The following is a 13403-nucleotide window of genomic DNA, read 5'->3' as shown; positions in this document are numbered from 1 at the left end:
TGGCGGATATCTTATACGAAACCCAGGGCTATCCAAATCAAGCGCCGCTGCGGCCTCACACCTGGCTGGCTGCCAGTTCCTCATCTTCCGATGCGGCAACCTGCTCCTCGATCTTCGCTTGTACCTTTTGGTGCATGTCCTCTTTCATGCGCTGGGCGATCAGTTCGTCGACCTTTGCCTTCATCTCCGGCGGCAAGGCATCGTACTCCTCTGGCGTCATGCCGATCTCACGCAGTAATTTTTCCTTCATCATCTCGCCAGGCGACTTGGCCATGTACTCCCGAAACTCTTGCAGGGCGCTGCTGGTCGCCTCTGTTTCAGCACCGGTTTGCTGGCGCGCAGCGGCCTCAGGGTTTTGCAGCGCTACCTTGAGTTTGGCAAAGGCTTCTTCGCGTGCATCCTCGGCGTTTTGCTGTGAGGTATTGCTTTGATTGTGCTGTTGGGCTGCGGCGTTGCCGGTAGCCACTGGCGCGCGCAGTTGCGCGGCCTGGGCAACGGCCTGTTCATCAGTGACGCGCTGGGGTTGGTGAGCGGTGGGCTGCCAGCTGACGCCGTTGTGGGCGATTATCATGTTTCCTCCTTGGAAATCTTATTGGCAGGCATTACGCGCAAAAGCCATGCCAGCACTGAACAGGCGCAAAATAGGGCTTTGGGCCTATTCCGGTTACTTCCCGCTGGGCATATGCTTGCCCGTCAGAGGCATTGCCTTGCCGCATGCGGCAACCATCAATACTGTCGGCAGCCCCTTGAACGGAGCGCAGTTGCTGGGCATCAGGGAGAGCGTCCATGAGTCAGGAAACCATGCCGGCACCCGCCGGCTTCAGTGAGCAGCAACTGCAGACCTTGTTCGCGTTGGTAAGTGACGGCATCTGGGACTGGAATGCCAACACCGGCTACGTCTACCGCAACCCAGGCTGGTACGCCATGCTCGGCTATGCCAGCCATTCCATGGCCAACTCGGTGCTGACCTGGGAAAGCGTGATTCACCCGGAGGACTACCCGCGGGTCATGGCGCATTTCGAGGCCTACATCAATCACCGCAACGAGCGCTACCTGATCGAGTACCGCTGCCGCTGCCAGGATGGCAGCTACCTGTGGATCGAAGACAGCGGCTACATCATCGCCCGCAACGACGACGGCTCGGTGGCCCGCATGCTTGGCGCCCACCGCAATATCGATGCCGGCAAGCGGCGGGTGGCCCAGCTTGAGCAGCAGAACCTGTCGCTGGAAACCCTGGTGGCCGAGCGCACCCGCGAGCTGTCCTGGGTCAACCAGCAATTGCAGCGTCAGCTGGATGAAAACCGCGAGCTGGCCGAGCGCGATGCGCTGACCCGCATCGCCAATCGGTACCGGCTGGAAAAGGTGTTGCAGCAAGAGTGCGAGCGCGCCCAACGCTTCCGCCACCCCTTGTCGCTGATTGCCATGGACGTGGATGACTTCAAGCCGATCAACGACTACTACGGCCATGCCCGTGGCGATGCGGCGCTGGTGCAGGTGGTCGACAACCTGCGCACCTGCCTGCGCGAGCATGACCTGCTGGCGCGCTGGGGCGGTGACGAGTTCGTCATCGTGCTGCCGCAGACGGCGCTGGACGATGCGCTTGAAGTGGCCGCACGGTTGCGTCAGGTAATGGAGCAGGTGGAGCCGGTTGGCGAGTGTCGCCTGACCATGAGCTATGGGGTGGTGCAGTGGCAGGAGGGTGAAGACCCGGATGATTTGTTGGCCCGCGCTGACAAAGCCCTGTATCGCGCCAAAGGCGTGGGCAAGAACGCGATAGCTGAATGAGCTAACGATGGGTGAATGGGTCGCACAGCGGCCCCTTTGGCCGCCACAGGTCCCCGCTGAGCGAAAGAAAAAAGACCCGCGGCGCCTTGCGGCGCAGCGGGCCAAATCGGCCTCAGCCGCTTCAGTGTCAGATATGCAAGGCGTGGCCCAGTGCTCGCAACGCAGCTTCCTGTACCGCTTCACCCAGCGTCGGGTGGGCGTGGATGGTACCGGCGATGTCCTCAAGGCAAGCGCCCATTTCCAGCGATTGGGCAAACGCCGTGGACAGTTCCGAGACCGCCACGCCAACCGCCTGCCAACCCAAGATCAGGTGATTGTCGCGGCGCGCCACCACGCGAACGAAGCCGGCTTTTGACTCAAGGCTCATGGCCCGCCCATTGGCCGCGAACGGGAACTGCGCAACGATGCAGTCCAGGCCTTGTTGGCTGGCTTGCTCCGGCGTCTTGCCGACTACCACGATTTCCGGGTCGGTGAAGCACACCGCGGCGATCGCATTCGGCTCGAAGCGCCGTGCCTTGCCAGCGATGATCTCGGCGACCATCTCGCCCTGGGCCATGGCCCGGTGTGCGAGCATCGGTTCACCCGCCACGTCGCCGATGGCCCAGACATTGCGCATGCTGGTCTGGCAGCGTTCGTCGATGGCGATGGCGGCGCCGTTCATCTTCAGTTCCAGCGATTCAAGGTTGAAGCCTTGAGTACGCGGGCGCCGACCCACAGCCACCAGCACCCGGTCGGCCTCCAGGCGCAGTTGCTGGCCCTGGCCGTCACGGGCCAGCAGGCAACCGTTTTCGTAACCCTCGACGCTATGGCCCAGGTGCACGGCGATGCCCAGCTTCTTCAGCGCCTCGGCCACTGGGGCGGTTAGTTCGCTGTCGTAGGTCGGCAGGATGCGCTCGCGCGCTTCCACCACGCTCACCTGCGCGCCCAGCTTGCGGTAGGCGATACCCAGCTCCAGGCCGATGTAACCACCGCCCACCACAACCAGATGCTGCGGCAAGGTTTCGGGTGCCAGCGCTTCGGTCGAGGAAATGATCGGCCCGCCCAGCGGCAGCATCGGCAGTTCAACGCTGTTGGAACCTGTGGCCAGCAACAGGTGCTCGCACTGGATGCGTTGGCCGTCGACGTCGACATGCTTGCCGTCGAGGACCTTCGCCCAGCCATGGATCACCTTGACCCCGTGCTTCTTCAGCAAGGCAGCCACCCCGGTGGTCAGGCGGTCGACGATACCGTCTTTCCAGGCCACGCTGCGGGTGATGTCCAGGCGCGGTGAGCTGACACTGATGCCCAGTGCCGATGGCTCGGTGTAGCGCGAGGTCTGGTGGAACTGCTCGGCGACATGAATAAGCGCCTTGGACGGAATGCAGCCAACGTTGAGGCAAGTGCCGCCCAACGCCTGGCCTTCCACCAGCACGGTGGGAATACCCAGTTGCCCGGCGCGGATGGCGGCCACATAGCCGCCAGGGCCGCCGCCGATGATCAGCAGGGTGGTTTCGATAGTCTGTTGCATGCTCACTCCACGAACAGGCAGGCGGGTTGCTCAAGCAGGCCACGCACGGCCTGGATGAAGAGCGCAGCATCCATGCCGTCGACCACCCGGTGGTCGAACGAGCTGGACAGGTTCATCATCTTGCGTATGACGATCTGGCCGTCGATCACCATCGGCCGCTCGACCATGCGGTTGACGCCGACGATCGCCACTTCCGGGGTGTTGACCACCGGTGTACTGACGATGCCGCCCAACGCGCCGAGGCTGGTCAGGGTGATGGTCGAGCCGGACAGCTCCTCGCGGCTGGCCTTGTTGCTGCGCGCGGCGGTCGCCAAACGGCCGATCTCGCTGGCATTGCCCCACAGGCTGCCGGCTTCGGCATGGCGCAGTACCGGTACCATCAAGCCATTGTCGCCTTGGGTGGCGATGCCCACATGCACCGCGCCATGCCGGGTGATGACTTGCGCTTCGTCGTCATAGGTGGCGTTGATCTGCGGGAAGTCGCGCAGGGCCACGACCAACGCGCGGACCAAAAACGGCAGCAGGGTCAGCTTGCCGCGGCTGTCGCCGTGCTTCTGGTTGAGCTGCTGGCGCAGGGCTTCCAGGGCCGTGACGTCGATCTCTTCGACGTAGCTGAAATGCGCGACCCGGCGCTTGGCGTCCTGCATGCGCTGGGCGATTTTGCGGCGCAGGCCGATGACTTGCACCTGCTCGCTGTCGGTACGCTTGGCGTAGCCACTGGGCGCTTGCCCGGCGGCGGTCTGTGGCTTGCTCATGAACGCATCGAGGTCTTCGTGCAGGATGCGCCCGGCTGGGCCGCTGCCATGCACGTAGCGCAGCTCGATGCCGGCATCCAGCGCACGCTTGCGCACAGCTGGGGAGGCCAGCGGCTTGTCGCCCCCCTGGCGCGGCACGATGGGCGCGGCTGTGGCGGTGGCTGCGGCCTGGCAGGCTGGCGCTGCGACTGCGGCACGCGCTGGCGGTGTGTTGGCTACTGGCGCGGCCACTGGCTCGACGGGCTTGGCTTCAGCGGGCTTGCCCTGTGGCGCGTCGACATGGTTGCCGCTGCCTTCCACTTCGATGCGGATCAGCTCGCTGCCGACCGCCATCACTTCACCCGGCTGGCCCCCCAGGGCCAATACCTTGCCGCTGACCGGCGAAGGGATTTCCACGGTCGCCTTGTCGGTCATGACATCGGCCACCACCTGGTCTTCGGCGATCACATCACCGACCTTGACGAACCACTCGACCAACTCGACTTGCGCGATGCCTTCGCCAATGTCCGGCATCTTGATGACGTGCGTGCCCATTCAGACCTCCATGACCCGTTTCAATGCCGCACCTACCCGCGAAGGCCCTGGGAAGTAAGCCCATTCCTGTGCGTGAGGGTAGGGGGTGTCCCAACCGGTGACGCGCTCGATCGGCGCTTCGAGGTGATGGAAGCAGTGCTCCTGGACCAGCGCCACCAGCTCGGCACCGAAACCACAGGTACGGGTAGCCTCGTGCACCACCACGCAACGGCCGGTCTTTTTCACTGACTCGACGATGGTCTCCAGGTCCAGCGGCCACAGGCTGCGCAGGTCGATGACTTCGGCGTCGACGCCGGTTTCCTCGGCGGCCACTTGGGCCACGTAGACCGTGGTGCCATACGTCAGCACGGTAACGTCGCTGCCGGGGCGGGTGATTGCCGCCTTGTCCAGCGGCACGGTGTAGTAGCCATCCGGCACGGCGCTGTGCGGGTGCTTGGACCACGGCGTCACGGGGCGGTCGTGGTGGCCGTCGAACGGGCCGTTGTAGAGGCGTTTGGGCTCAAGGAAGATGACCGGGTCGTCGCATTCGATCGAGGCGATCAGCAGGCCCTTGGCGTCATAGGGGTTGGACGGCATGACGGTACGTAGCCCGCACACCTGGGTGAACATCGCTTCGGGGCTCTGGCTGTGCGTTTGGCCGCCATAGATGCCGCCACCGCAGGGCATGCGCAGGGTCAGCGGGGAGATGAACTCGCCGGCCGAGCGATAGCGCAGGCGGGCCATTTCCGACACGATCTGGTCGGAGGCCGGGTAGAAGTAGTCGGCAAACTGGATTTCCACCACCGGGCGCAGGCCGTAGGCGCCCATGCCCACGGCAGTGCCGACGATGCCGCTTTCCGAGATCGGGGCGTCGAACACGCGCGACTTGCCGTACTTGGTCTGCAAGCCTTCGGTGCAGCGGAACACGCCACCGAAGTAGCCGACGTCCTGGCCGTAGATCACGACATTGTCGTCACGCTCGAGCATGATATCCATGGCCGAGCGCAGGGCCTGGATCATGGTCATGGTAGTGGTGGCCATGGCGGTTTCCGGGTTGATGCTGTTGTTATGGTCGTTCATCTCAAACCCCCAGTTCCTGGCGTTGACGGCGCAGGTGTTCGGGCATTTCCTTGTACACGTCCTCGAACATCGAGGCCGCGCTCGGGATATGGCCGTTGGCCAGGGTGCCGTACTGTTCAGCTTCCTTCTGCGCGGCGATGACCGCAGCCTCGAACTCGGCGGTGACCGCCTGGTGTTCTTCCTCGGACCAGTGGCCGATCTTGATCAGGTGCTGCTTCAGGCGGGCGATCGGGTCGCCCAGCGGGAAGTGGCTCCAGTCATCGGCAGGGCGGTACTTGGACGGGTCGTCGGAGGTGGAGTGCGGGCCGGCACGGTAGGTGACCCATTCGATCAGGCACGGGCCCAGGCCACGGCGGGCGCGTTCGGCGGCCCAGCGCGAGGCGGCGTACACAGCGACGAAGTCGTTGCCGTCGACGCGCAGGGAGGCGATACCGCAGCCCACGCCACGGCCGGCGAAGGTGGTCGATTCACCGCCAGCAATGGCTTGGAAGGTGGAGATCGCCCACTGGTTGTTGACCACGTTGAGGATCACCGGCGCGCGGTACACGTGGGCAAAGGTCAGGGCGGTGTGGAAGTCCGACTCGGCGGTAGCGCCGTCGCCGATCCAGGCTGAGGCGATCTTGGTATCGCCCTTGATCGCCGAGGCCATGGCCCAGCCGACCGCCTGCACGAATTGGGTCGCCAGGTTGCCGCTGATGGTGAAGAAGCCGGCCTCGCGTACCGAATACATGATCGGCAGCTGGCGCCCTTTGAGCGGGTCGCGCTCGTTGGACAGCAACTGGCAGATCATCTCCACCAGCGACACGTCGCGGGCCATCAGGATGCTCTGCTGGCGGTAGGTGGGGAAGCACATGTCGGTGCGGTTCAGGGCCAGGGCCTGGGCGCTGCCGATGGCTTCCTCGCCCAGGCTCTGCATGTAGAAGGACATCTTTTTCTGGCGCTGGGCAACCACCATGCGGCTGTCGAAGATGCGCGTCTTGAGCATGGCGCGCATGCCTTGGCGCAGCACCTGCGGGTCGATGTCTTCGGCCCATGGGCCGAGGGCGTCACCGTGCGCGTCCAACACGCGGATCAGGCTGTTGGACAGCTCTGCGGTGTCGGCAGCGTCGACGTCGATGGACGGTTTGCGGACAACACCTGCATCGTTCAGACGCAGGTAGGAAAAATCGGTCTGGCAGCCTGGCCGGCCGGTGGGCTCGGGCACATGCAAACGCAGGGGGGCGTACTCGTTCATGCTTTTTACGCTCGCTCGAATGTTGTTTTTGTGAGCTCTGAAGCGGCCGCCGCTGAGTACCGGCTTGTGACTGGTAAGTCAGCGTCACCTACATCTTAGTGGCACGGCAGGAGAATTTTTCTCTCAAGTTGGTTGCCTTTGCTGACGGGCGCAGATAAACATTCCGCATAAACACAAAAAACCGGTGAATTTGTCTCATGCGCAAACTCGATCGTACCGATATCGGTATTCTCAACAGCCTTCAGGAAAACGCCCGCATCACCAACGCGGAGCTGGCGCGCTCGGTGAACCTGTCGCCCACCCCCTGTTTTAATCGGGTCAAGGCCATGGAAGAGCTGGGGGTGATCCGCCAGCAGGTGACCTTGTTGTCGCCGGAGGCGTTGGGGCTGGACGTGAATGTGTTCATCCATGTGAGCCTGGAAAAACAGGTCGAGCAGTCGCTGCACCGCTTTGAGGAAGAGATCGCCGAGCGCCCCGAGGTGATGGAGTGCTACCTGATGACGGGCGACCCGGATTACCTGCTGCGGGTGCTGCTGCCCAGTATTCAAGCGCTGGAGCGCTTTCTCGATTACCTGACGCGGTTGCCGGGCGTGGCGAATATCCGGTCGAGTTTTGCCTTGAAGCAGGTGCGCTATAAAACGGCGCTGCCATTGCCAGCGAATGGGATGACCCTGCGCGAATAAGGGAAGCGGAATTACACACCTGTAGGAGCAGCCTTGCGCTGCGAAGAGGCCGGTGAAATCACCGCAGATCTTTGGTGTTTACACTGGCCTCTTCGCAGCGCAAGGCTGCTCCTACCTGTTTCGGGTTGAGGCCTGAATAGAGGCAAGCAAGAAAAAGCCCCGCCAGTTCGCACTGGCGGGGCTTTTTCATTCAGCCTTGGCTATCAGCCGTGATGAGGTTTGTGCTCATCAGCGGTTTCCAGGGCAGTTTCCTGCGTCGATGCAGCAGCTTCTTGCGCAGCTTTGGCAGCAGCCTCGGCCTCACGCTTGCGGCGACGAACTTCACGTGGGTCGTTAGGCGCGCGGCCGTTTGCCAGCATCACAGTGGCGGTTTCGACCGCCGCAGGTGCTTCGACCGGCGCAGGCTCTACCGCAACTGGAGCAGGCTCAACGACCACTTCAGGCTGGGCTTCGGCAAGCGGAGCAGGTGCTTCGATGACCGGTGCTTGTTCGATGAAGGCCGGGGCCTTTTCGATTTCACCGGCTTCGACCGCTGCAGCTTCCGTTGGGGCTTCGGCAACCACTGCAGGTTCGGCCGCAGGGGCTTCTTCCACGACCGGCTGTGGCGCAACTTCAACCACAGGTTCGGCAGTCGCTTCCACTACTACGGGTTCGCTGACAGGTTGTTCGACCACCGGAGCAATGGCGACTTCCTCGGCCTGTGCAACGGCTTCGACCTGCTCGGCGGGCTTGGCGACTTCGCGGGTGTCGGTTTCGGCGACTTCAGCGGTGGCGCGCTCGGCCTGCTGATTGGCTTGGGCTTCGGCATCGGCACTGATGCTGCTGCTGGCAACAGCCGCGGTCACAGCCAGGCCGGCAGCCAGTTCGGCACCCAGCTCGCTGGCCTGGTGCTGTTGTGGCTGCTCTTCGCTGCCGTCGTCTTCGCTACCTTCGATCAGCTCACCGTTGGCATTGCGCTGACGCTCGCGACGGTTGCTGCGACGACGCTGGCCGCGGGAACGGCGGCGCGGACGCTCGCCATCGGCGCCTTCCTGCTCGTCTTGCAGCAGCTCTTCGTTCGGCAGTTGCTCTTCGGCAAGCTCTGCAGCCTGCTCGGTGGCTTCTTCGCTGGCACGTGGCTGGCGCTCTTCACGCGGTGGGCGTGGGGCGCGCTCTTCACGTGGGGCGCGTTCTTCGCGAGGTGCGCGTTCTTCACGCGGGGCACGCTCTTCACGCGGAGCACGTTCTTCACGTGGCGCGCGCTCTTCGCGAGGGGCACGTTCTTCACGCGGTGCACGCTCTTCGCGTGGGGCGCGTTCTTCACGGGCTACACGCTCTTCGCGTGGCTGGCGCTCTTCACGGGCAGCGGGTGCTGGCGTGGCTTCCAGCGGCTCGCGCAGTTCGCGTACCGGGCGTTCTTCGCGGTTGCCACGACGGTCTTCGCGAGGCTGACGTGGTTGGCGCTCTTCGCGCGGTGCACGTTCTTCACGCGGGGCACGTTCTTCACGTGGTGCGCGTTCTTCGCGAGGCTGACGCTCTTCGCGTGGTGCGCGCTCGGCACGCTCTTCGCGTGGCTTGCGCTCTTCGTCGCGACGGCCGTTACGGTTGCGGGTCTGCTGGCGGCCGTTGCGACGCTCTTCGTTGCGTGGGGTGCGTTCAGCAGCTGGTTTTTCGGCTGTGACGGCCGGTGCGGCGACCGGTTCGTCCTTGCCGGCGAACAGGCTGACCAGCGACTTGACCAGGCCTTTGAACAGGCTTGGCTCTGGGGCGCTTGGCGCTGGGGCTACCGGTGCGGCAGGCTGCTGCGGCTCTTCGACAGTGCTCGGCACCGGCGCGTTGGCGCGGGCTGGGGCAGTCTTCACCGCGGCTTCCTGGCGAACCAGGGTACGGGTGGCGGTCGGCTGCGGCGCTTCTTCGGTTTCGGTGGCGGCGATCTCGTAGCTGGACAGGTTGTTCAGCACTTCCGGGTTGTCGTCGCGCAGGCGCTGGACTTCGAAGTGCGGGGTTTCCAGGTGATCGTTCGGCAGGATGATGATGCGTGCACGGGTGCGCAGTTCGATCTTGGTGATCGAGTTGCGTTTCTCGTTCAGCAGGAACGCAGCGACCGGGATCGGCACCTGGGCGCGCACTTCGGCAGTGCGGTCCTTCAGCGCTTCTTCCTCGATCAGGCGCAGGATGGCCAGCGACAGCGACTCGACGTCACGGATGATGCCGGTACCCGAGCAGCGTGGGCAGACGATGCCGCTGCTTTCGCCCAGCGATGGGCGCAGGCGCTGACGGGACATTTCCAGCAGGCCGAAGCGCGAGATGCGGCCAACCTGAACGCGGGCGCGGTCGGCCTCAAGGCACTCACGCACACGCTCTTCGACGGCGCGCTGGTTCTTGGCCGGGGTCATGTCGATGAAGTCGATGACGATCAGGCCGCCGATATCACGCAGACGCAGTTGGCGGGCGATTTCTTCGGCCGCTTCCAGGTTGGTCTGCAGGGCGGTTTCCTCGATGTCGCTGCCTTTGGTGGCGCGCGCCGAGTTGATGTCGATAGAGACCAGGGCCTCGGTCGGGTCGATCACGATCGAACCGCCGGACGGCAGGTCGACAACACGCTGGAAGGCGGTCTCGATCTGGCTTTCGATCTGGAAGCGGTTGAACAGCGGGACGCTGTCTTCGTACAGCTTGACCTTGCTGGCGTACTGCGGCATCACCTGGCGGATGAAGGTCAGGGCTTCTTCCTGAGCGTCCATGCTGTCGATCAGCACTTCGCCGATGTCCTGGCGCAGGTAGTCGCGGATGGCGCGGATGATGACGTTGCTTTCCTGGTAGATCAGGAATGGCGCGGCGCGGTCAAGGGAGGCTTCCTTGATGGCGGTCCACAGCTGCAGCAGGTAGTCGAGGTCCCATTGCATTTCTTCGCTGCTGCGGCCAAGGCCGGCAGTGCGCACGATCAGGCCCATGTCGCCCGGCACGGTCAGGCCGTTCAGGGCTTCGCGCAGCTCGTTGCGCTCTTCGCCTTCGATGCGGCGGGAGATGCCGCCAGCGCGTGGGTTGTTGGGCATCAGCACCAGGTAGCGGCCGGCCAGGCTGATGAAGGTGGTGAGGGCGGCGCCTTTGTTGCCGCGCTCTTCCTTCTCGACCTGGACGATGACTTCCTGGCCTTCGCTGAGGACGTCCTTGATGTTGACGCGGCCTTCGGGGGCCTTCTTGAAGTACTCGCGGGAGATTTCTTTCAGCGGCAGGAAGCCGTGACGTTCGGAGCCGAAGTCGACGAAGGCGGCTTCGAGGCTAGGTTCGATGCGGGTGATCTTGCCTTTGTAGATGTTGGCCTTTTTCTGCTCACGGGCGCCGGACTCGATGTCCAGGTCGTAGAGGCGTTGGCCGTCCACCAGGGCTACACGCAACTCTTCGGGTTGAGTTGCGTTAATCAGCATTCTTTTCATGTTGTACCGTCGGTTTCCGGGCTGCCGGAAACGGCGTTCGGCACACACGACGTCTCATGGTCGGTGCCAAGGTGCGCAAAGGGTGGCGGGCCACCCCCGTGTCGAGCGACGTTCGGCACCAGCCGGTTGCCCAGCCTGCCGTTGTCACGACGACGCGTCCTGTTTGCTGCGGTGCCTACCAGGCCCTTGTGGCTTTCGAATAGGTATCCGAATCAACCCAGCGGGCCAAGTGCACTCAGTCAGGAGGAGGAATCAACCTTCAGCCGTGGACGCCCGGAGGCATCTGTTTCAGGACCTTATCCGCTCGCCGCCCATGTCAGTGGGCCGGTGGCCGGACGCGGTGCTACACGGTCCGAGGGCTGTGCATCTCCACCCTGCACGTATCCCTGATAATTCGGGTGCTGCCGCGCGCTGAATCCGCAACGGGTTGCATTTTTCGCCAGCGCGGGTTCCGCGCTGGCGCCATTCATGTCCAAGGCAGGTATTTCCGAAGCATTCGCCGTGCGTTGCGTGGAAGCGACGAGGCGGGCAGAGGTGCAGCGAAAAGAATCGGGTAAGCAGGTGAAACACCGCACTTGTCGTTTTTTTTCGGTCTTCTCTACACAGCGCTGGTGGCGATTCCAGGCAATTCGGTAAACTGGCGAAAACCCCGTAGGACGGCCTCGCGTCCTGGAGAATTGCGAAGGTCAGGGACCGGCGAAGAGCCTGGTGCCGCTGGCCTGCCGCTTTTGGCGGCGTTCGCGACTATAGCAGCAATGATTAAGTGCTTCAATTCCATAAAAAATTGTTATGATCCCTTGATGACGACCAATACCCCTCCGACTTCCGGCGTTCAGCTGATCGAAGTCGCGCCGGAGCTTGCCGGCCAACGCATCGACAATTTCCTCATCACGGCCCTCAAGGGCGTGCCCAAGACGCTTGTCTACCGCATCCTGCGCAAGGGTGAAGTGCGGGTCAACAAGGGGCGCGTCAAGCCTGAGTACAAGATTCAGGCCGGCGATATCGTGCGGGTGCCGCCCGTCCGCTTGCCCGAACGTGATGCGCCTGCGCCGGTGGCGCAAGGCCTGTTGCAGCGCCTGGAAGCGGCGATTGTCTATGAAGACAAAGCGCTGATCGTGATGAACAAGCCGGCCGGTATCGCCGTGCATGGCGGCAGTGGCCTGAGCTTCGGTGTGATCGAGGCGCTGCGCCAACTGCGCCCGGACGCCAAGGAACTTGAACTGGTGCACCGCCTGGACCGCGACACATCCGGCCTGCTGATGATCGCCAAGAAGCGCAGCATGCTGCGCCACCTGCATGCCGCGTTGCGTGGCGACGGTGTCGACAAGCGCTACATGGCCTTGGTGCGCGGCCATTGGCCGACCGCCAAGAAGCAGGTCAACGCACCGTTGCTCAAGAGCAACCTGCGTTCTGGCGAGCGTATGGTCGAGGTCAATGACGAGGGCAAGGAAGCGCTGACCCTGTTCCGCGTGCTGCGCCGTTTTGGCGAGTTCGCGACCATTGTCGAGGCGCGCCCGATCACCGGTCGTACTCACCAGATTCGTGTGCACACCTTGCATGCCGGGCACATGATCGCAGGCGACAGCAAGTACGGCGATGAAGACTTCAGCCGCGAAATCCGCGAGCTGGGCGGCAAGCGCTTGTTCCTGCATGCCTACGCCCTGACTGTGCCGCTGCCTGATGGCGGTGAGCTCAAGCTCGAGGCGCCGGTGGATGAGATGTGGGCTAAGACGATTGAGCGTTTGAGTGCGTCCTGATCTATGAAAAAGCCGTATGAACTGCTGATTTTCGACTGGGATGGCACCCTGGCCGATTCCATTGGCCGCATCGTCGAGGCCATGAATGCCGCCGCTGAGCGTGCCGGTGAGGCGCCAAGCCACGAAGAGGCGGTCAAGGGCATCATCGGCCTGGCCCTGGGTGAGGCGATCCATACCCTGTACCCGCACCTGACGCCGGCAGCGCTCGAGCGCTTCCGGCAGCATTATGCCGACATCTACATGGCGCTCGATCAGCAGCCCTCGCCGTTGTTCGAGGGCGTGGTCGAATCGCTGGATGCCTTCCGTGCTGAGGGTTACCGCCTGGCGGTGGCGACCGGCAAGGCGCGTCGCGGACTGGATCGGGTGCTCAAGGCCAATGGCTGGGAGCAGTACTTCGACATCACCCGTGCTGCCGACGAGACCCGTGGCAAGCCGCACCCGCTGATGCTCGAGGAAATTCTCGGCCATTGTGGTGTCGAACCAGGACGTGCGCTGATGGTTGGCGATTCGGCGTTCGACCTGCAGATGGCCAGCAATGCTGGCATGCATTCGGTGGCTGTCGGGTATGGCGCAATGTCGTTGCAGGCATTGGCCGAATTCGGCCCGCAGCTGTGCATCGATCATTTTTCCCAGTTGCGTGAGTGGCTGGGCCGTTCCGCGTAATTTCACGCCCAAG

Annotated in this window: 10 protein-coding genes; 4 read left to right on the top strand and 6 right to left on the bottom strand. The window is 63.4% G+C overall.

The window, feature by feature from the left end; genetic code table 11:
• Positions 1-55: 55 nt before the first annotated feature.
• Entirely contained in the window at positions 56-571 is a 516-nt protein-coding gene (locus AC5PZ0_RS14610; RefSeq protein ID WP_493855249.1) for a hypothetical protein, read from the bottom strand.
• 215 nt (positions 572-786) lie between these two features.
• Here AC5PZ0_RS14610 and AC5PZ0_RS14605 point away from each other — a divergent pair, with 215 nt between their 5' ends.
• Positions 787-1785: a sensor domain-containing diguanylate cyclase gene (locus AC5PZ0_RS14605; protein WP_493855248.1), complete on the top strand. Its 999-nt coding sequence runs from the start codon at positions 787-789 to the stop codon at positions 1783-1785.
• Positions 1786-1912: 127 nt separating this feature from the next.
• On the opposite strand, the gene lpdA is transcribed toward AC5PZ0_RS14605, so the two are convergent.
• The 4 genes from lpdA to AC5PZ0_RS14585 are packed head-to-tail and all read right to left on the bottom strand — an operon-like array spanning position 1913 to position 6874.
• Complete coding sequence (gene lpdA / locus AC5PZ0_RS14600; protein ID WP_099430116.1) at positions 1913-3292, bottom strand: dihydrolipoyl dehydrogenase; 1380 nt, start codon at positions 3290-3292, stop codon at positions 1913-1915.
• 2 nt (positions 3293-3294) lie between these two features.
• Positions 3295-4581, bottom strand: coding sequence for a dihydrolipoamide acetyltransferase family protein (locus tag AC5PZ0_RS14595; protein ID WP_493855247.1), 1287 nt, complete (start codon positions 4579-4581; stop codon positions 3295-3297).
• The gene (locus tag AC5PZ0_RS14590) at positions 4582-5640 is read right to left on the bottom strand and encodes an alpha-ketoacid dehydrogenase subunit beta (RefSeq protein ID WP_027593065.1); all 1059 of its coding nucleotides are present in this window, start codon (positions 5638-5640) and stop codon (positions 4582-4584) included.
• A gap of 1 nt (position 5641) precedes the next feature.
• A complete protein-coding gene (locus tag AC5PZ0_RS14585; protein WP_027593064.1) occupies positions 5642-6874 on the bottom strand; it encodes a 3-methyl-2-oxobutanoate dehydrogenase (2-methylpropanoyl-transferring) subunit alpha in 1233 nt (410 codons plus the stop codon).
• Positions 6875-7071: 197 nt separating this feature from the next.
• On the opposite strand from AC5PZ0_RS14585, the gene bkdR reads away from it, so the two are divergent.
• Positions 7072-7557, top strand: a complete 486-nt coding sequence (gene bkdR, locus AC5PZ0_RS14580) for a Bkd operon transcriptional regulator BkdR (protein ID WP_027593063.1) — start codon at positions 7072-7074, stop codon at positions 7555-7557.
• A gap of 203 nt (positions 7558-7760) precedes the next feature.
• Here the strand turns inward: bkdR and rne are convergent, their stop codons facing one another.
• Positions 7761-10970, bottom strand: coding sequence for a ribonuclease E (gene rne / locus AC5PZ0_RS14575; protein ID WP_493855246.1), 3210 nt, complete (start codon positions 10968-10970; stop codon positions 7761-7763).
• Positions 10971-11770: 800 nt separating this feature from the next.
• Here rne and rluC point away from each other — a divergent pair.
• The gene (rluC, locus tag AC5PZ0_RS14570) at positions 11771-12727 is read left to right on the top strand and encodes a 23S rRNA pseudouridine(955/2504/2580) synthase RluC (RefSeq protein WP_493855245.1); all 957 of its coding nucleotides are present in this window, start codon (positions 11771-11773) and stop codon (positions 12725-12727) included.
• A gap of 3 nt (positions 12728-12730) precedes the next feature.
• The gene (locus AC5PZ0_RS14565; RefSeq protein WP_265968194.1) at positions 12731-13390 is read left to right on the top strand and encodes an HAD family hydrolase; all 660 of its coding nucleotides are present in this window, start codon (positions 12731-12733) and stop codon (positions 13388-13390) included.
• Positions 13391-13403 lie beyond the last annotated feature (13 nt).

The sequence above is a fragment of the Pseudomonas sp. 5.2 genome, assembly GCF_059025405.1.
Note: the sequence above shows the minus strand (reverse complement) of the source record. Positions and strands in the feature narration are given on the sequence as shown.